Annotated in this window: 18 protein-coding genes and 1 pseudogene; 11 read left to right on the plus strand and 8 right to left on the minus strand. The window is 69.0% G+C overall.

All coding sequences use genetic code 11. The annotated features are described in order from the left end of the window. Window positions 1-63: 63 nt before the first annotated feature. Window positions 64-1,560, plus strand: coding sequence for an MFS transporter (locus tag ABZY13_RS03885; protein ID WP_356627263.1), 1,497 nt, complete (start codon window positions 64-66; stop codon window positions 1,558-1,560). Between the two features lie 36 nt (window positions 1,561-1,596). Here ABZY13_RS03885 and ABZY13_RS03890 read toward each other — a convergent pair whose 3' ends face one another. After that, window positions 1,597-2,049, minus strand: a complete 453-nt coding sequence (locus ABZY13_RS03890) for a hypothetical protein (protein ID WP_356627264.1) — start codon at window positions 2,047-2,049, stop codon at window positions 1,597-1,599. Between the two features lie 151 nt (window positions 2,050-2,200). Between ABZY13_RS03890 and ABZY13_RS03895 the strand changes: the two genes are divergently transcribed. The 3 genes from ABZY13_RS03895 (at window position 2,201) to ABZY13_RS03905 (ending at window position 4,561) form a co-directional block, all read left to right on the plus strand. Further along, entirely contained in the window at window positions 2,201-3,163 is a 963-nt protein-coding gene (locus tag ABZY13_RS03895; protein ID WP_356627265.1) for a helix-turn-helix domain-containing protein, read from the plus strand. 119 nt (window positions 3,164-3,282) lie between these two features. After that, window positions 3,283-3,705, plus strand: coding sequence for an Hsp20/alpha crystallin family protein (locus tag ABZY13_RS03900; RefSeq protein ID WP_356627365.1), 423 nt, complete (start codon window positions 3,283-3,285; stop codon window positions 3,703-3,705). A 427-nt stretch (window positions 3,706-4,132) separates the two neighbouring features. Continuing rightward, complete coding sequence (locus ABZY13_RS03905) at window positions 4,133-4,561, plus strand: DUF2267 domain-containing protein (protein WP_356627366.1); 429 nt, start codon at window positions 4,133-4,135, stop codon at window positions 4,559-4,561. A gap of 19 nt (window positions 4,562-4,580) precedes the next feature. On the opposite strand, the gene ABZY13_RS03910 is transcribed toward ABZY13_RS03905, so the two are convergent. After that, window positions 4,581-5,078: a hypothetical protein gene (locus ABZY13_RS03910; protein ID WP_356627266.1), complete on the minus strand. Its 498-nt coding sequence runs from the start codon at window positions 5,076-5,078 to the stop codon at window positions 4,581-4,583. A gap of 159 nt (window positions 5,079-5,237) precedes the next feature. On the opposite strand from ABZY13_RS03910, the gene ABZY13_RS03915 reads away from it, so the two are divergent. Then, entirely contained in the window at window positions 5,238-5,765 is a 528-nt protein-coding gene (locus ABZY13_RS03915) for a hypothetical protein (RefSeq protein WP_356627267.1), read from the plus strand. An 81-nt stretch (window positions 5,766-5,846) separates the two neighbouring features. On the opposite strand, the gene ABZY13_RS03920 is transcribed toward ABZY13_RS03915, so the two are convergent. Further along, window positions 5,847-6,434, minus strand: a complete 588-nt coding sequence (locus ABZY13_RS03920) for a TetR/AcrR family transcriptional regulator (protein ID WP_356627268.1) — start codon at window positions 6,432-6,434, stop codon at window positions 5,847-5,849. Between the two features lie 128 nt (window positions 6,435-6,562). Between ABZY13_RS03920 and ABZY13_RS03925 the strand changes: the two genes are divergently transcribed. From ABZY13_RS03925 to ABZY13_RS03935, 3 genes are all read left to right on the plus strand, one after another. Further along, window positions 6,563-6,973 carry a DUF6463 family protein gene (locus ABZY13_RS03925; RefSeq protein ID WP_356627269.1) on the plus strand — a complete coding sequence of 137 codons (411 nt, stop codon included), beginning with the start codon at window positions 6,563-6,565 and terminating at the stop codon, window positions 6,971-6,973. A 206-nt stretch (window positions 6,974-7,179) separates the two neighbouring features. Further along, the gene (locus ABZY13_RS03930; protein ID WP_356627270.1) at window positions 7,180-8,415 is read left to right on the plus strand and encodes an FAD-dependent oxidoreductase; all 1,236 of its coding nucleotides are present in this window, start codon (window positions 7,180-7,182) and stop codon (window positions 8,413-8,415) included. Then, window positions 8,412-9,323, plus strand: coding sequence for an RNA polymerase sigma-70 factor (locus ABZY13_RS03935; protein WP_356627271.1), 912 nt, complete (start codon window positions 8,412-8,414; stop codon window positions 9,321-9,323). Before ABZY13_RS03930 ends, ABZY13_RS03935 begins: the two co-directional genes overlap by 4 nt. A gap of 14 nt (window positions 9,324-9,337) precedes the next feature. On the opposite strand, the pseudogene ABZY13_RS03940 reads toward ABZY13_RS03935, so the two are convergent. Next, window positions 9,338-9,492, minus strand: a pseudogene (locus ABZY13_RS03940) (XRE family transcriptional regulator); the annotation flags it as partial. A gap of 144 nt (window positions 9,493-9,636) precedes the next feature. Beyond that, window positions 9,637-10,317 carry a 2-phosphosulfolactate phosphatase gene (locus ABZY13_RS03945; RefSeq protein WP_356627272.1) on the minus strand — a complete coding sequence of 227 codons (681 nt, stop codon included), beginning with the start codon at window positions 10,315-10,317 and terminating at the stop codon, window positions 9,637-9,639. A 100-nt stretch (window positions 10,318-10,417) separates the two neighbouring features. On the opposite strand from ABZY13_RS03945, the gene ABZY13_RS03950 reads away from it, so the two are divergent. Beyond that, on the plus strand, window positions 10,418-10,603 hold the full coding sequence (locus tag ABZY13_RS03950) for a DUF1737 domain-containing protein (RefSeq protein ID WP_356627273.1): 186 nt from the start codon (window positions 10,418-10,420) through the stop codon (window positions 10,601-10,603). A 273-nt stretch (window positions 10,604-10,876) separates the two neighbouring features. On the opposite strand, the gene ABZY13_RS03955 is transcribed toward ABZY13_RS03950, so the two are convergent. Next, entirely contained in the window at window positions 10,877-11,428 is a 552-nt protein-coding gene (locus tag ABZY13_RS03955; protein WP_356627274.1) for an N-acetyltransferase, read from the minus strand. Next, window positions 11,425-12,693, minus strand: a complete 1,269-nt coding sequence (locus tag ABZY13_RS03960) for a helix-turn-helix transcriptional regulator (RefSeq protein WP_356627275.1) — start codon at window positions 12,691-12,693, stop codon at window positions 11,425-11,427. The genes ABZY13_RS03955 and ABZY13_RS03960 overlap by 4 nt, the downstream gene beginning before the upstream one ends. Before the next feature lie 230 nt (window positions 12,694-12,923). Between ABZY13_RS03960 and ABZY13_RS03965 the strand changes: the two genes are divergently transcribed. Then, window positions 12,924-13,586 carry an ATP-binding protein gene (locus ABZY13_RS03965; RefSeq protein WP_356627367.1) on the plus strand — a complete coding sequence of 221 codons (663 nt, stop codon included), beginning with the start codon at window positions 12,924-12,926 and terminating at the stop codon, window positions 13,584-13,586. Between the two features lie 3 nt (window positions 13,587-13,589). Here ABZY13_RS03965 and ABZY13_RS03970 read toward each other — a convergent pair whose 3' ends face one another. Further along, window positions 13,590-16,754, minus strand: a complete 3,165-nt coding sequence (locus ABZY13_RS03970) for a DUF3427 domain-containing protein (RefSeq protein ID WP_356627276.1) — start codon at window positions 16,752-16,754, stop codon at window positions 13,590-13,592. Between the two features lie 163 nt (window positions 16,755-16,917). Here ABZY13_RS03970 and ABZY13_RS03975 point away from each other — a divergent pair, with 163 nt between their 5' ends. Beyond that, the gene (locus ABZY13_RS03975) at window positions 16,918-17,910 is read left to right on the plus strand and encodes a YDG/SRA domain-containing protein (RefSeq protein ID WP_356627277.1); all 993 of its coding nucleotides are present in this window, start codon (window positions 16,918-16,920) and stop codon (window positions 17,908-17,910) included. Window positions 17,911-17,995: the final 85 nt, after the last annotated feature.

The raw sequence follows: 17,995 nt of genomic DNA on the forward strand, positions 1-17,995 counted from the left end.
GGGCGAGCGTGGCGGCCCCGCATCCGGGCACAAGGGTGGGGGTCGCTCAACGGAGAGGGAGCCATGACAGCAGCATCGTCGTCGCCGGCCTCTGTGCCCGCCACCGGAACCGTCACCACGTCCGTGCCCGCCCGCCTCGACCGGCTGCCCTGGTCGCGCTGGCACTGGATGATCGTGATCGGTCTCGGCACCGTCTGGATCCTGGACGGCCTCGAAGTCACCATCGTCGGCAACGTCGCCGGCCGGCTCGCCGAGGACGGCAGCGGCCTCGACATCACCTCCGCCCAGGTCACCGGCCTCGCCGCCGCCCTCTACGTGGCGGGCGCCTGCACCGGCGCCCTGTTCTTCGGCCGGCTGACCGACCGCTACGGCCGCAAGAAGCTGTTCATGGTCACGCTCGCCGTCTATCTGGCGGCGACCGCGCTGACCGCGCTGTCGTTCGAGTCGTGGTGGTTCTTCCTGTTCCGGTTCCTCACCGGTTTCGGCATCGGCGGCGAGTACGCGGCCATCAACTCCGCCATCGACGAGCTGATCCCCTCCCTCTACCGGGGCCGGGTCGATCTGATCATCAACGGCAGCTACTGGCTCGGCGCGGTCGGCGGCGCCCTGCTGTCCATCGTCATGCTGGACACCGACATCTTCCCCAAGGATCTCGGCTGGCGGCTCAGCTTCGCCCTCGGCGTCGTCCTCGGCCTGGTGATCCTCCTCGTACGGCGGCATGTGCCGGAGAGTCCGCGCTGGCAGTTCATCCACGGCCACGGCGAGGCGGCCGAAGTGCTCGTCTCCAGCGTCGAACGCGAGATCGAGCGGGAGAAGGGCGAGCCGCTGCCGCCCCCGCGCGGCGAGATCACCATCGAGCAGCGCAAGAGCATCGGCTTCGGCCTGATCGCCAAGACCGTCTTCACCCGCTACCCGCGCCGCTCGGTCCTCGGCCTGTCCCTCTTCATCGGCCAGGCGTTCCTCTACAACGCCATCACCTTCGGCTTCGGCGCGATCCTCACCAAGTTCTTCGACGTGCCGACCGGCTCGACCGGCTACTACTTCGCCGTCATCGCCGCGGGCAACTTCCTCGGCCCGCTGCTGCTCGGCAAGCTCTTCGACACGGTCGGCCGGCGCATCATGATCTCGTCCACCTATCTGCTCTCCGGCCTGCTGCTGTTCGGCACGGCCTGGCTGTTCGACCGCGGCTCGCTGACGGCGACCACGATGACGGCGTGCTGGTGCGTGGTGCTGTTCTTCGCCTCCGCGGGCGCCTCCAGCGCCTATCTGACCGTCTCCGAGATCTTCCCGATGGAGACCCGGGCGATGGCCATCGCCTTCTTCTACGCCGTCGGCACCGCGGCCGGCGGCATCAGCGGCCCGCTGATCTTCGCCGACCTCACCGAGTCCGGCGTCGTCGGGGACACGGTGCTGGCGTTCCAGATCGGCGCGGCGCTGATGTGCGCGGCGGGCCTGGTGGCGGCGTTCCTGGCGATCAAGGCGGAGCGGCGCTCGCTGGAGGACATCGCGACCCCGCTGTCGGTGACGCAGGCGCCGGCGCCGGCGCAGACGCGGAGCTGACGCGTCCCCGGCCGGCGCCCGTCCCCCAGGGGTGGCTCAGGCGCCGGTCGTGGACCCCGGCCGCACGATCATCAGCACGGTCACGGTGGCCCACAGCAGGTTGAACACGCCGGTGTACATGCCGAGCCGCACGGTCGTCTCCCGGGTGCCGCCGCCCGGCTCCAGCAGGGCGCCCTGCCGGGGCAGCACCAGCGCGGCCAGGACGACCGCGGCCAGGGCGGTGAGCACGATCGACGTCACCAGCCAGGCGTCGCCGAGCACCCCCATGCTGCTCGCGGTGGCGAACCCGAACACGGGGACGACGACGCCGACGGTGGCGTAGACCCGGCAGATGCGGTGCAGCAGCCGGACGGTCTCGGTCGCCTTGGGGTCGTCGGGGGCGGCCAGGGCCCGGCGTGCGGCGGGCGGGAACATGCTGGCGGCGACGGTGACGGGCCCGATGGCGACGATCGCGGCGATGACATGGACGGCGAGGAGGAACTTGGTCACGGGGTGACGCTAGGCGGACCGGGGATCATGCAGAAGTGGCGATAGTGACAGGGTTCGACGGATTCTCGCCAGACGCGTGACCAGGCATTACAAGGTTTGTCCCCATGCTCGCTCCGTTGGCGGGAACCGGGCGCAGGCGTACTCTCTCGCCATGCACACCGTGGCCGTACTGGCGCTGGACGGCGTCATCCCGTTCGACCTCTCCGCCCCCATCGACTCCTTCGGCTGGGCCCGCCTGCCCGACGGCCGCGAGGCCTACCGGGTGCGGGTGTGCTCGGTGCGGGAGGAGGTGAACGCCGGGCCGTTCACGATCCGGGCGCCGTACGGCCTGGAGGCGCTGGCGGACGCCGACACGATCGTCCTGCCCGGCGTCGAGGACCCGCCCGACCCGCTGCCGCCCGGCGTGACGGAGGCGCTGCGCGCGGCGGCGGCCGACGGGACGCGCATCGCGTCCGTCTGCGTCGGCGCGTTCGTCTTCGCCGCGACCGGCCTGCTCGACGGACTGCGTGCGACCACGCACTGGATCGCGGCGCCCGACCTGGCGGCGCGCTACCCGAAGGTGACCGTCGACCCGAACGTCCTCTACGTCGACAACGGCCAGTTCCTCACCTCCGCGGGCGCGGCGGCGGCGCTGGACATGTGCCTGCACATGATCCGCAAGGACCACGGCTCGGCGGTGGCCGCGCATGCCGCCCGGATGTCCGTCATGCCGCTGGAACGGGAGGGCGGACAGGCGCAGTTCATCGTCCACGACCGCCCCCCGGCCCCGGCCGGCGCGACCCTGGAGCCGCTGCTGCGCTGGCTGGAGGAGCACTGCGACCGCGACCTGACGCTGGAGGAGATCGCGGCGCAGGCGGGCATGAGCAGCCGTACCCTCAACCGCCGCTTCCGCGAGCAGACCGGCACGACGCCGCTGCAGTGGCTGCACCGGGCGCGGGTACGTCGGGCGCAGTACCTGCTGGAGACGACGCCGTACTCGGTGGAGCGGATCGCGGCGCAGACGGGCTTCGGCTCGCCGACGGCGTTCCGGGAGCGTTTCCGCAGGGTGGTGGGGACGAGCCCGCAGGGGTACCGGAGGGCGTTCCGCAGCGGGGCGGGGACCGAGGGGACCTGACGTGAACAGGCCTTCACCCGACCTGAGTCGGGGGTTGTCAAGTTTCCTCTCCGGAGCTATATAAATAGGCGTAGGGCATCGCATACAGGACATCGCCTGGAGGAGGGAGAGTGACTGTGATGCTCATGCGCACCGACCCTTTCCGCGAAATCGACCGGCTCGCGCAGCAGGTCCTCGGCTCGGCCACCCGGCCCGCCGCGATGCCGATGGACGCCTACCGGTCGGGTGACGAGTTCGTCGTCCACTTCGACCTGCCCGGCATCGACCCCGAGACGATCGAGCTGGACGTCGAGCGCAACGTCCTGAACGTGCGCGCCGAGCGCCGTTCGCCGGCCCCCGACGACGCGGAGACCGTCGTCGCCGAGCGGCCCACGGGCGTCTTCACCCGCCAGCTCTTCCTCGGCGAGACGCTCGACACCGAACGCATCGACGCCTCGTACGACGCCGGCGTCCTGACCCTGCGCATCCCGGTGGCCGAGGCCGCGAAGCCGCGCCGCATCCGGATCAGCGGCGGCAGCGAGCGCAGGCAGATCAGCGGCTGAGCCGGCCTGCCGGGCCCACGCGGACGGCCATGACGCAGCAACCCCAGGAGTAGCGTCCCGCGGGCGGGGCACCAGCACCCGCGGGACGCGTTCACCCTGCCCGCCGCGCCCCCACGCCGAGGACGGGCGGACCCCCCGGAGGAGGAGCCCAACGATGACCGCGACCACCGTGCCGAGCCTGACCGTGCCGAGAGCGGCCACCGCGGAGGCGACGGAGCCGAAGGCCACGGCGACGGCGACCACCGCGACCGCGTCCGGGACGACGACCACCCAGCAGACCCTGAAGCAGACCGCCCAGCAGATCGTCCAGCCGACGGCCTCGAAGACCCCGAGCCCCTCGAAGACCCCGCAGCCTTCGAAGGCGGTCCCGCAGCCGGCGCAGCAGACCCCGAAGGCGGCCCTGCTGACCACACCCCCCACCCACCACGTGACCGCGCCGGCCCCGCGGCCCGCGCGAGTCGAGTGGCTCCAACTCATCGACGCCGTCCGCGAGTCGGGCCAGTACGCCACGCGGGCGGAGGCCGAGAGCGTCACCCGCGTCGTCCTGTCGGCCCTGGGCGGCCACGTCGTCGGCGACGAACGCGTCGACCTGGCGCAGGCCCTCCCCGATGAGGCGGCGAGGGTGGTGGCGACCCAGATCCCGGCCACCCGCCCCCTGACCGCCGCGGAATTCGTCGACCAGGTGGCCGCCCGCATCGAGGGCGCGACCCCGGCGACGGCCCGCTGGGACGTCAGCTCGGTCCTGAGCGCCCTGCCCCAGCTGGTCGGCGACGACCTGGTGACCCGCATCCTCGCCCAACTCCCGCCCGGCTACGCCCTCCTGTTCGGCAAGGCGGAACTCGCCCCGGCGGACTGACCACCGGCGGGCCGGAGACTCAGGGTTCCCCGATCCCCGGCCCGCCCGCAGTCAGCACGGCCGCGCCCCAGCACCCCGCGGCGAGCAGCGCACCCCCCACCGCGACCGGGTTGACCCACTCCGGCACGTTACCGCTGTCGTACACCCCGCCGTCGCTGGTCTCGCACCGGAAGGCGAGCGGCGCATAGCCCACCGAGTAGTCCACGATGTCGATCCCCTGCGCGGACCGCTCCAGCCACCCCTCCGTACGGCAGGGCCGGTACGGCGCCGAGTCGGTCCCCCCGTCCTCCGCGTCGAGCACGGCCACTCCCACGGCGGCCAGCCCCAGCAGATAGGCGCCTCCCGCGACGAGCCCCGCCGCGACGGCGACGCCGCGCAGCCAGTCCGCCCGGTCCCAGCGCCCGTCCGGAGTCCTGGCGCGCACGGGCCGCCCCGGATACGTCCCGTCGTCCCGCCCGGCGAGCACGCCGGTGACCACGACGAGGACGACGAGACCGCCCAGGACCCACAGCACCACCACGGCCTCCGCGCCACATCGGTCGACGACCCCTGCCCACCAGCCCCCGGTACCGGGACGCCCCGCCCTCCCTCGCCGGTTCCCGCCCCGCCCGGCACGCGGACTCACCATCACCCCCGGGAGTGACAACCAGCCCAACGGACAATCGTTCAGCAGGACGTGCTCACTCCCCGACGACGCCTCGGCGGCGCGCTGCTCGCCGCCCTCGCCCTGACCACCGCGCCGGCCACCGCGACCGCCGCCGACCCCGCCCCGCCGAAGGCGTGCGCCACGACCACCGGCTACTCGGCCGACGGCCACCACGCGGGCGAACTGACCGTCTGCCTCACCGAGACGATGATCCACGACTCCCTCCTCGGCCACGAGATGCCGAGGCCGGCCACGTCGGTCGAGGCCCGCTGCTGGACCAGGGACACCCTCTGGAGCTGGAACCGGAACGAGCGGAACTGCGAGTTCGGCGCCGACCTCACCCTCGCCAAGGACGGCGACCGCCTGTGGACCGAGCCCCGCGCCCTGCGGACCGACCACCTCCACTCGGGCGGGACCACCTCCCTGAACAGCTGGACCTGCGAGGGCGCGGGGACCTACGCCCTGACCCTGCACCACATCACGATGCGGGTGATCGGCCCGGCCTCCGCCCCGCGAGTCGACCCCGCCCCCGTGACCGCGGCCGCACTCGGCTGCTGAGCCGTGCCCGGCCCCCGAGGGGGCGTTGCGCCGTCACCGCCCGCGTCACCGCACCGCCGACGGGCTTCTCCCGCGAGCCCGTCAGCGGGCCCCGTCGGCTCCCCCCGTGCCGCCGTGGTTCCGCCCGGCCAGGGCGGTGATTCCCGCTGTGGCGGCGAGGGCGAGGTCGGCGACCATCGCGTCGTCCACGGGCAGATTGAGGACGTACAGCGCGGACGCCAGGGAGCCGAGCAGCAGCAGGTGGGCCATCGCCGGATCGACGGGGGCGGCCAACTCCCCGCGGCCCACGGCCCGTTCGATGATCTCGGCGAAGGCGGCCTGCTCGGCGGCCAGAAAGGTCTCGCCGAACCGGTCGTCCACCTCGGGATCGGCGGAGAGCTCGCCGATCAGCGCCGGTGCCAGTTGCCGGGCCACGGGGGTGGCCATACGGACGTGGAACGCCCGGACCAGCGCCAGCAGATCCCCGTGCAGCGAGCCGGTGTCGGCCAGCGGAGGCAGCTGGTGCTCGTGCACGGTGGCGGCGAACGCCATCTCGGCCTTGGAGGCGTAGCGGCGGTAGATCGCCGCCTTCCCCACCCCGGCGCGCGCCGCGACCCGGTCGACGGTCAGGGCCTGGTAGCCGACTTCGTCGAGGAGCTCACGCGTCGTCTCCAGGATTCTGTGATCCACGCGACTGTCCCGGGGGCGGCCGCCCCGTTGCTTTCCCTCTGCCATGCACGCCATGATACGAGACGTTAGTATCGGAACTGCGGTCTCGGAATCGAGATCGGGAATCGCGATCGAGCGGGGGAACTCGAATGATCAAGTGGGCAGGCTGGATCATCACTCTCTTCGGGACGGCGCACACGATCGCCGCCCTCACCCTGGAAAAGGCCGCGCGTCACGCCGGGACATGGTTCAGCGGCGGGCTGTGGCACGAGAACTTCGACGACATGACCCCGGCGGGCAGCGCCTACTGGCTGAGCCTGGACAGCTTCGGCATCCCGCTCGTCCTCATCGGCCTCACGGTGCTGTGGCTGGACCGCCGCGGCATCACCCCGCCGGTCTTCATCGCCTGGACGCTGGGCGTCTGGACCGTCGTGGACGCCGTGATCATCCCGTTCACACCGTGGCCGCTGGTCCTGATCGCGAGCGTTCTCCTGCTGACCGGAGCCCACCGCGCCCGCCGCGACACGGCCCCCGCACCTTCCCCCGCAACCCCGCGGTGACGCCGCATCCCACGCCGAGCACGGCGAACCCGACCACGGCCGGGTTGACGTACGCGGGCACGTCACCGCTGTCGTGACTCCCCGGCGCCGCTCCCCCCGGGACGCCCGTGGCGCGCATCACACCGACCCCGTGTCACGAACCGCCCCGCAGCCTCCATCCCCTGGTCGTCAACGGCAGGACGAGCGGAGAAGGACGGGACGAGACAATGAGCGCACAGCACGGAACCGGCACGACGGCGGCCACCACCCCCCACCGCGTCCTGATCCTGGGCGCGGGCTACACGGGCATGTGCGCCGCCACCCAGCTCGCCGGCCGGACCCGCCGCCGCGAGGATGTGCACATCACCCTGGTGAACGCCCAGGAGCGCTTCACCGAGCGGCTGCGCCTGCACATGACGGCGACCGGGCAGCAGCTCGCCGAGCTGAGCGTCCCGGAGCTGCTGGAGGGCACGGGCATCCGGTTCGTACGCGGCTGGGTGACCGCGGTCGACGCGGACGCCCGTACGGTACGGGTCGACGACGACCGGGTCCTGCCCTACGACACCCTGGTGTACGCCCTGGGCAGCGTGGCCGACACGACCGCCGTGCCCGGCGTCGACGACCACGCGTACACCCTCGACAGCGCCCAGGACGCCGAGGCGCTGGCCGACCGGCTGGCCCGCCTCGGCGGCGGCACGGTCGCGGTCGCCGGCAGCGGACTGACCGGCGTCGAGTCCGCCGCGGAGATCGCCGAGCGGCATCCGGAGCTGAACGTCGTCCTGCTGGGCCGCGGCGAGGCCGGTGCGGGCATGAACCCGAGGGCCGGGACGTACCTGCGGTCGGTGCTCGACCGCCTCGGCGTCGCGGTGCGCGGCGGCGTCGAGGTGGTGAAGGTGCTGCCCGGGTCGGTCGAACTGGCGGGTGGGGAAAGCATCGCCGCCGACGCCGTCCTGTGGGCGAGCGGCACCCGGGTGTCACCGCTGGCGGCAGCCGCCGGACTGGCCGTCGACGAGCGCGGCCGCATCGTCACCGACCCCGCGCTGCGCTCCGTCTCGCACCCCGACGTGTACGCCATCGGTGACGCCGCCGCGATCCGCCAGGGGTACGGCTTCCTGCACGGCACCTGCCAGAGCGGCATGCCCACCGGGGTGCACGCCGCGGTGTCGATCGACCGCACTCTGAACGGCAAGCGGCCCAAGCCGTTCCGCTTCGGCTACTACCACATCCCGGTGAGCCTCGGCCGGCACGCCGCGGTCGTGCAGTTCACCCGCCCCGACGGCAGCCCGCGCCGCCTGTGCCTGACGGGCAGGACCGCGGCCTGGTACAAGGAGACGGTGACTGCATCGCCCTGGGCCATCTTCGCCCGTATGCGGAAGATGCCCGCGACGGGCGCGTTCTGGCCGCACGGCGGCCGCTGCAACCGGGTCAACCGCGTCAACCTCGTTGCCGAGGGCGCCGCATGAGCGCCGGGCAGCAGGACGGGGTCTTCCACGCACACCGCAGGCTGCTGTTCTCCGTGGCCTACCGCATCCTCGGCTCCGCGGCCGACGCCGAGGACGCGGTGCAGGACGCCTGGATCAAGTGGTCGTCCGCCGATCGCTCCCAAGTCGCCGACCCCAAGGCCTACTTGACGCGCATCGTGACCAACCTGGCCCTGGAACGCCTGCGCTCCACCCGCCACCAGCGCGAGACCTACGTCGGTCCGTGGCTCCCCGAGCCCATCCTGACCAGCGCCGACACCGCCGACACCGTCACGGACGCCGAGTCGGTGTCGATGGCGATGCTGGTGGTCCTGGAGACACTGAGCCCGCTGGAGCGCGCGGTCTTCGTCCTGAAGGACGTCTTCGGGTTCAGCCACGCCGAGATCGCGGAGGCGGTGGAACGCTCCGAGACGGCGGTACGCCAGGCCGCGCACCGCGCCCGTGAACACGTACGGTCCCGCAGACCCCGGTACGCCACCGACCGCACCCGGCAACGCGAGGTCACCGAGCGCTTCTTCGCCGCGGCGATCGGCGGCGACATCAACACCCTGATGGAACTCCTCTCCCCGGACGTCACCCTGTGGACCGACGGCGGCGGCAAGGTCCGCCAGGCCCTCAGACCGGTCACGGGAGCCCCCAAGGTCGCCACCTGGTTCGCGGCCATCGGCACGACCCCCTACCAGGGCATCCTCCCCGCCGACATGCACACCGACCTCGTCGACGTCAACGGCACCCCGGGCCTGGTCTTCAGCGCACCGGACCGCGTGATCGCGACGGTCACCTTCGACTTCGACGCCGACGGGCGGATCACGGCGATCCACAATGTGGCGAACCCGGACAAGCTGGGGGCGATCGGGGAGGGGGTGGCGTATGACGTGGGGACGCGGTGACGCGGACCCCATGCACCGCTGTCCGTGTCCAGCCCCGCCGGCAGCCGCAGCCCGTACTCCGCGGGGCTGCCGGGACCAGCAGCTCCATGCCCGACTCGTCCGGCAGCGGGAAGTTCTCCTGGTGCAGCTCCAGCCGGCCGACGCTTGTGCAGCGCCATGACCGCCCTCCCAGGCCATCGGTGACTCGGTGGCGCCCAGGCTTGCGTGTGATCGACGTCGTGCGGCGGCGACTTGCGCGGACTTCTACGGCGCACGGGAGGCCATTTCGGGGGCACACCCCCGCCACCCTCGAACGGGATGGCACAGGGGGCAATCAGAGGCTCGCCCCGAGCGGCCGCAGCACGGCCAACCCTCCCTCCCACCCGACCTTCATGGCGAAGTCGAACCGGTCGACCTCCGTACACAGCTCCACGTCGGTGGAGTGAGCACCCCGGCGACGTCCGCTGCGCAGGTCGTCCGCGGCCGAGGAGGCGCGGGCACGCTGCAGATAAGGGCCGGGGGCGGGACGATCCCCGGCCAGGAGCCGTTCCAGGTACGCGGCGCAGGCCAGATCCTCGGCGGCACGGCCGCCCTCGCCCGTGGCCACGAACGTCACCGAGTCGGCGCCGGCGTTCGCCAGGGCGCGGGCCGTAGCGCCGGCCACGACGAAACTCGCGCACAGCGCCAGCTCGGCCTCGACCACAGCCAAGGCCCCGACCGTTCCCGCAGTGGTCTTCTGAATCACGGTACGGCCGCCCAAGTCGGCCTTTCGGAGCAGCGCAGGGGAGTTGGTCAGGTCGAACCCGCTGACCGGTGCGCCGTCCTTGAGCGCGAGCCAGCCCGGGCGACCCGCCTTGATCGCCAGAGCCTCGTCCTCGTCGGCGGCGAGGACGATCTTCTCCGCCCCGAGGTGGAAAGCCCATGCGGCGGTGGTGAACGCCCGCATCACATCGATCACTACGGCCACCTGCTCGGTGCCGTCCACGCCTGGTATGCCGACCACTCGCGAGTCCATGCGGCGATCGTCACAGTACGGCGGACGGGCCACAAGTGACATTCGGTCGGCACGCAGCTCGCGCCCGGCTGTGACGGACGGGTCTGGAATCCTTGTCCTCATGAGTACACCGCCAGACGGATTGCCCACGTACCGAGTCCTGACCGGTCCGGACGACGCCGCCTTCTGCCAACGTGTGAGCGAGGCGCTGAGCCTCGGCTACGAGCTGCACGAAGGCCCTGCCCTCACCTTCGACGGTGAGAGGGTCATCGTCGCCCAGGCGCTCGTCTGGCCGACCCGGCCGTAGTGGTCTTGGGGCAGTGGTGGCCGTGATCGGCCGGTGAAGGGGGAGGGCGCCACGGGTGGGGTGAGTCGTGGGGGCTTACCAGGGCCTGTCTGAGTCTCTCCCGTCCTGCCCCGCGTGTCTCCCGCGTCGGTTGGGGAGGCTTGCGTTGCCCATGGCTTGGTCGTCCCAGCCTTCGGGTGTGGCCGGGCGAGCGGCGGCGCGTTCGGGAGGCGATGTGCCGGGGCACGGGTACGCATCGTCACCGGGCTCTATGAAGAAGCCACGCACCGGTGGTCACGCCGAACGCAACGGTTCCCGCACCATCGACGCGAAGACCGGAGAGTCCGGGAAGGGCTGCTGCTCGCCGATCTTCACGTAGCCCCAGCTCTCATAGACCGACTGCACCTTGCCGTCTCCCGCCTTGGGGTTCACAAGCAGCGTGACCCGGGCCTCGCGCCGGTTGGCCAGGAGTTCTTCGTGGATGCGGTGGGCAGCTCCTGTGCCGCGCCAGGGGCGCCGTACGACGATCTCGTTCAGCGCGAGCGTGCGGGTGCCCGTCTCCACGGTGTAGTCGCCGGGCAACGGCGTCGTCATCGCGCTCCACCAGCGTGTGGTGGAGGCAAGTGGGGTGCCGTAGGCGAAACCAACAGGCTCCTCACCGTCGTAGGCGAGGACGGCTTCCCAACCGGGCGTTGAGCTGTGGCTCGATAGACGTTCGTCGAAGCGCTCGGCAGCGTAGAAGGGGCCGGTGAGCCCGAAATCGCGTTGGCGGACTTCCACGTGGATGTCCACGATCGTCTGGCGTACGGGCTTGACGTCGGTGTGATGACGCAGCTCAAGAGTCACACAAGCTCCTTTTCGAACCAGTCCCGGGTCGCCGGTGCCTCCGGCGCAAGGGCGTGTAGACGTCGCCCGAAGGCATTCAGTAGGCGAGCCGTGCGCCCGTGCCGTGCTGGCGCGGGGATCCGATGTGCGGTCGCCACGGCGAGCTCCGGCTCTCCTTGGCCCAGCTGAGCGTGGGCGAGATAAGCATGAGTGAGGGCGCGATTGCGCTTCAGGTCGGGGCGCAGTCTGGCGAGGGTTTGGTGGGCGTGTGCTTCCGCTTCCGCCCACAGGCCCAGCGTCGTCGTGGTCGTGAGAGCGAGCAGGTGGAACTCGGCAGAGTCGTAGAACCGCAGCCACGCAGGGCGGGGCTCCTGGGTATCCGCTCGGTGCAACGCGGATTCGGCAAACCCGAGAGACTTGAGCGCGGCTTGTCGGTTGCGGGTGTCTGCATGATGCACGGCCGTGCGCGCGTGCAGGAGGGACGCATAAAGAGGGTCGCGGGCAGCCCGGGTGCGCCTCGCAGCCTCGTCGGCCGCCAGTGCGTTCGTGTACTGGCCCAGATGCCGATAGAGCGCACCCGCGTGGCCCCAGATACGGAACTGCATGGAGGGGTCACCGGAAAGGCCGGCGAGTGACACCGCCTGACTCAGGTGTTGCTGCGCTCGATCGAGGCGGCCTCCGTCGATGGCAGCCCACAGGGCGGACCCGGTGAAGGCCGCAGCGAGGCCGTACAACTGGCCGCGCACTCGCTGAGATGCGGTCCTCGTCCTCTGTAGAGTCAGCACCCGTTCCGCCCAGGCAAGCGCCGTCTCCTCGACCTGGAAGGTGCCGCCGGAGGTGTTGTCGTGGGCGACGATCAGTGTAAAGCGGGCGGCAAGCCTATTGACGTCGGATTGCCCCAGACGACCTGCGGCCGTGGCTGTCGTCGCGGCGCCGAGTGTGGTGAGAGCGACGGCGGAAGTCGAGGTGATGAAGCTTCGGCGGAGCACGGGCTCCTCCTCTTGGTACGGCGAGCCTGCGGACGTGGGAGGACGGTTCACGGATCGGGCATGAGGCGTGAACCCCAACTCGACTGCTGTGCAGCCAAATACTGCCTCTAACGCCAGACGGTGCTTGGCCTGTGGCCACCGAGTTTTTCCGGTGACGAGGTTGTAGATCGTCCGGACGGAGACGGTGCCGTATCTGCCCGTGATCTGCTCGATGGCCCTGTTCAATGCCTCGGCCAGTTCTTCCTGCGTAAGGCCGAGTTCGCGCATACGTTCGCTGAGCCGCACGTTTGCCGCCACATCCACCACGGTAGCGGTGAGCTGGGCCCGCCACGGAGGCATGTGTAAAGGGAGAGTCAGTTTTTCCGCTTGCCCGCGAGCGCTGGGACGTCGGTATTTCCTGCCGATCTACCCGGCTCGGACTGTTCACTGACTGTCACAGCATGAACACATGATGCTTGGAGTCAGTCGTGGGGAAACCAGAAGTGCCGGTCTCGACCATCACGCAGCCGCGCTGCACCGTAACGGCCTTGTCCGGCTCCGTTCAGCGAACCGAGTCCTGGACAGAGGCGTTCCTGGCTGAGCCCGAGGAGGTCGCTTCCCTGCGCCGGCTCGTTTGGGTGCACTTGACCGCCTGGGGCGCACACGAACTCATTGACTCCGCTCAGCTCTGCGTCAGTGAGCTTGTCTCCAACGTGATCACTCACGTCGGCCGAGGAACCCCCACCAACCTCAGCGTCGCACTGAGCAGCACCTGCCTACGCATCGAGGTACACGACCCCGACGCCCGAGCGCTTCCCACTCTCTTGGAAGCGAGTGACGATGCGGAAGGCGGTCGCGGTATGGCGCTGGTGCAGGCGCTTGCGAAGTGCTGGGGCGTAGTGCTCCATGCCGACTGCAAAGTGACGTGGTGCGAACTCGCCACTGCACCGCCCGTGTCCGAGGAACCCACGGGCAGTGCACGTGTGGTGAGAGCTACGAAGGTTCTCAGCTCTTATCGGGACGGCCAGCCTTTGCCGACGCCCAGGCACAGCCGACTGGGTGCGATGGCGGCGGAGGCCGCTGCCATCGACGTCATCACGGACCTGTTGCATTGGCTACAGGTCCACGGGCATGACCCGGATGAAGTCCTGGATCGTGCACAGACGCACTTCGAGGCTGAACTGCGCGCGGCGACGCGTGTGACGCACTGAAGGTCAGCCTGCCGCTACCGCCTTCGCATACGTCAGCACATCGGCCGGGAGCGGATGCTGCAACTCCCAGGTAATGGCCATCGGTTTGCTGCCCTCGTGCTTCTTGTACTCCGCAGGGCCCAAGAGCATCCACGGTTGAGCACCGCCTATGTCGGTGGTCTTGTAGCGGCGGACGAACAGCAAGACCTGGCTGCCCTGAGCGACGTGGTTCCGGTACCTCAGCCCGGTTGGTGAGTTCTCGGACGTCTGGTTCTGGGACTCCCAGTGAAACTGGGTCTCGCTCAGGGCAAAGTCGCGGTAGCGGGTCTGAGGGGAGAAGTCCTTCTCATCCTTTTCCAGGGTGATGAGGAGCGCGTCCGTCCTGATGGATTCACACCACTTCACGCCCTCGCGGAAGTCACCCGGCATGAAGCCACCGATATCCGCTTGGCCGAGGGCAGGAAGAATTTCTTCGCGGCTGTAGGAGGCGTGCACGGTCAGTGGGATCCCTCGGTCACCGGTCGCGCCGAGTAGAGGGATGGGGACGTGCTCGGTGTGGGCGAGGTTGTACGCCAGCACCTGGCGCAGTTCACTGCGGACGGCGTGCTGTTTCTGGAGGATGGTGAATCCGGCGTCGTAGCTCGCGAAGCTCTTTCTCGTAACTCCGCCCAGGGGCCAGAGCTGGAAGAAGAGCATGCGAGCGTATGCCTTCCCCTGCTCACTGAGATCGCCGTAGGCGGGCGCGTCGTCCTCCAGCATGCGCGTGTACTTAGCAATACGTAGCGGATCGTCCACGTGGAGGAAGGCAGGCACTCGCTTCAGCAGCGCGGCCTCACCTTCGGGTCCCTCGCGGTCCAGCAGGCCGGCGCGGCGAAGCAGCCCTGTCCAGGAGTTACCACTCCCTCGATATACCTCCTTGATGTCCCGTCCGCTCTCCTCCAGGTAGCGGCTGAGCCGTGGCTCTGCGTAGTCGGCCACTTCTCGCGCCAACGTGGTGACGTTGACGCTGAGCTGCTCCTTGATGTTGGAGATGATGGTCTTCTTGGCCTTCTCTTCCAGGATGATCGCGCAGCCCGAGGGCAGTCGCGGGAAGTCATGCTCGATGTGGTCCAGCAGTCGCTTGCGCGTGAGGTTGGTGAGGGCGCGCAGCTGGTTCTCGAAGCGGAACTCCTTGCGGTGCTGTCCGATGAAGTCCAGGACCGTCAGAACGGCCTTGTTATGAGCTCGCCGCAGCCCGCGGCCGAGCTGCTGGAGGAAGACGGTCGCGCTTGACGTGGGGCGGAGCAGGAGCAGGGTGTCTACGTCGGGGACATCGAGGCCCTCATTGAAGAGGTCAACGGAGAAGATGACCTGGAGTGCTCCGGACTTCAAGTCGGCCAGGGCCTGACGTCGTTCATCAGCAGGGGTCTCTCCGGAGAGCGCCGCGGCGTTGATCCCGGCCGCTCGGAAGCACTCCGCCATGAAGTGAGCGTGGGCGACCGAGACGCAGAACCCCAACGCGCGCATGCGGCTCGGATCAGCAACCTTCTCCTCGACGGCCTTGACGACGAGCGCGGCACGAGTCTTGTTGCCGGTGAGGACATTGCTGAGTGAGCTAACGTCATACCCGCCGCGCTTCCACTCCACTGCACTCAGATCGGTGTTGTCGCTGATGCCGAGGTAGTGGAAGGGAGTGAGGAGTTCGTTTTCCAATGCCTCCCAGAGACGCATTTCGGCTGCGATACGGCCGTCGAAGAACTCGTCCTGGACGTTTTTGCCGTCCATGCGCTCAGGGGTCGCCGTGAGCCCGAGCAATTCTAGTGGTTGGAAGTGATCGATGATCTTTCGGTACGTCGGTGAGGTCCCGTGATGGAACTCGTCGATCACGATGACATCGAAGTGGTCGGGAGTAAGCTGCTCCAGCGCCCGGGTGTTGAGAGACTGGACACTGGCAAATACATGCGTCCAGCGGTCGGGAATCTCGCCGCTGTGGAGGGCCTCGCCGAAGTCGGCGTCGATCAACACGTCCTGGTACGTCCGTAGGGACTGCTCCAAGATTTCCTTGCGGTGCGCGACGAAGAGAAGACGCAGATCGCGGTTGTGCTTCCGGCGGAGGTGCCGATAGTCGAGCGCAGCCATGACCGTCTTGCCCGTGCCGGTCGCTGCAACCAAGAGGTTCCGGTGTCGGCCATGGACCTCACGCTCGACCTCCAGCCGTTCCAGCATGTCTCGCTGGTACGGGTGGGGCTTGACTTCCAGCCCTGACAGAGTGACGGGACGTGCGGCGCTGGTACCGCGTGATACGCCTCCGGAGACTGCAAGTGCCTCCAGGAGACGGTCGCCATCTGATTCAGGGTCGTACATCTCAAACGAAGGATCGTTCCAGTAGGACTCAAAGGTCGCCTCGAACTTCCGCAGCACATCGGGTGTGGCTACGGACGAGAGGCGGACGTTCCATTCGAGACCGTCGAGCAGGGCTGCCTTCGACAGGTTGGAGCTGCCGACGTACGCGGTGTCGTACCCGCTCTTGCGTCGGAACAGCCATGCCTTGGCATGCAGGCGGGTCGAGCGAGTCTCGTAATTGATTTTGACCTTGGCGTCGAACTCCTGGATCAGGCGGTCGAGGGCTCGCCGCTCAGTGGCGCCGATGTACGTGGTCGTGAGGACTCGTATCGGCACGCTCCGCTCGCGAGCTGCTCTCAAAGAACCCTCGATGACGCGCAGGCCGTGCCACTTCACGAAGGCGCAGAGGAGGTCCACGCGGTCAGCGGTTGCCAACTCGGCGCGCAGTTCGAAGCCAAGGCTTGGGTCCTCGGGCGAGTTGGTGAGAAGCGCGGTGTCGGAGAGCGGAATGCCGGGGCGTACGGCGTAGACGCCTGGGGCTTCCTCTCGGGTGATCGCCAGAAGCTGCCGCGGGCCATCGGCGACGAGGTCCACCCACTTTTGCGCACCCTTGAGCGTGCTGATGGACTCCAGGATGTGGTTCGCCGCGTGCACGCGCTCCTCGGGAGGCAGATCCCGCAGGATGCGGCGCACCGTGCGTGACACATGGCGTGCGAGCACGTGAGGGACGGACTCGGGGCCAACGGCGTCGGTCACCGGGTACCACCCGAGCTCGGGGAGCTGCTTGAGCTGCTGTTCAAAGCGGAGCGTAATGAGCTGCTCGTACAGACCGGCATCAGGGTGGGACACGTCCTCCAGCTCGGACAACGCAGGCTCCTTCGCTCGCCTTGGGTAGCTGTGCCCATATCTAACAGAGGCCTCTGACAGAGCGGGACGCGCGTGTCCGATGCGATGGACAAGACGAGTCCTAACGCGCCTAGTTTCGATAAGGGTTTGACATGTGTGGTCAAGATCGATCAAGTATGGGCGAGTGGGAGTCGAACAGGTTATCGGGCACATCGAAGGCATCCCTGTGGGCGCGGTCTTCCGGGGCCGCAAGGAGGTCAGGCTGGCGAAGCTGCACGATCACAATCAGCGAGGCATCTCCTGGGTCTTGGACCGAGACGGCCTGCGCGTGGGAGATGCGATCGTCCTGCACGGCGGATACGAAGATGACGAGGATGAGTGGGACACGATCCGCTACACGGGAGCTTCGCCGGGGAAAGACAAGGACCCGAAGACAAAGAAGCTACTGCGTAGCCAGTCGTGGTCCTACCGGGATAACGCCGCCCTTCGGCGGAGCTACGACAGGGGACATCCGATCCGGGTGATCCGTGGGCACAAGGGCGACCGGCGGTACTCCCCCTCGACGGCTGATGGGTACAGGTACGACGGTCTGTACGAGATCACGTCCGTTCTCACGGTGACGTCGAAGTCTTCCGCTCCGGACGGGACGGAGGTCAAGATATGCCGGTTTGTCCTGAAGCGGTTGCCGGACGCTGTCCAGATGACAGCGCTGGAGCGTCGAGCCCTGGAAGCCCTGGAAGAACTCGACGAGGAGGGGCATGTCGAGAGGTTCCCTCAGTCTCGTGACGTGACGGTGCGGCGTCTGATTCGGGATACGGCCGCGGCGAAGCGGATCAAGGCGCTCCATGATGGAAAGTGCCAGTTGTGCGGGCTTCGGCTGGTGGGGCCTGATGGGAGGCCGTACAGCCAGGGGGCGCATATACGGCCTCTGGGCGAGCCGCATCACGGGCCTGACGTCGAGCCCAATATCCTCTGCCTGTGCCCTAACTGCCACGCCCGGCTCGACATAGGCGCGGTCATCGTTGACGAGGATTGGTCCGTCATCGTGCGGGCGGAGATCCCCGGCGTCAGCCTCTTGCCGAAGCTGCACCTAGTGGCTGGGCACAACGTGCACCCGGATTACCTGCGGTACCACCGGGACTACTGGCGGCAGCGAGCGGTGAGGGCACCTGGCTAGGACCCTTGACCTGGGTCCCTCCAGCGTGGAAGAGGCGGACGGCGGCCCGGGGAAGCGGGCCGCTCCGTGGACGGCTCGTAGCCGG

It is taken from the genome of Streptomyces sp. NPDC006610 (assembly GCF_040611575.1).
Taxonomy (GTDB): domain Bacteria; phylum Actinomycetota; class Actinomycetes; order Streptomycetales; family Streptomycetaceae; genus Streptomyces.